This is a genomic window from Leptotrichia sp. OH3620_COT-345, assembly GCF_003932895.1.
In the GTDB taxonomy this organism is placed as follows: domain Bacteria; phylum Fusobacteriota; class Fusobacteriia; order Fusobacteriales; family Leptotrichiaceae; genus Pseudoleptotrichia.
This window is the reverse complement of the sequence record NZ_RQYW01000189.1, coordinates 1-275: the sequence shown is the minus strand read 5'-3', so window position 1 is coordinate 275 and position 275 is coordinate 1. Positions and strand designations below refer to the sequence as shown.

The 275-nt window shown below is 39.6% G+C and carries 1 protein-coding gene; it reads left to right on the top strand.

Features of this window, described 5'->3' with window-relative positions:
* Positions 1-275, top strand: a 275-nt coding sequence (locus tag EII29_RS12525) for a hypothetical protein (RefSeq protein ID WP_158612578.1), incomplete at both ends; no start/stop codon positions are given.

Below are 275 nucleotides of genomic sequence, written 5' to 3'. Positions count from 1 at the left end.
AGGACAAAGGAAGTAAAAAGTAAAGGAGAGACATATAAAGGGATAGCCGTAGACGGAAAAGCGGCAGGGAGTATGTATGCTGGTAAGATAGATATAATAAGTAATGATAAAGGAGCGGGAGTAAATACAAAAGGGGAATTGGTGAGTGTAGATGATATAACGTTGACTGCAAGCGGGGATATAACGACGAATAAGATAAATGCAGGAAAAGCTGTAGTATACAAGACACCAAAGAAAGTAAAAGTAAAGGGGACGGTATCGGCAGGTCATAAAGT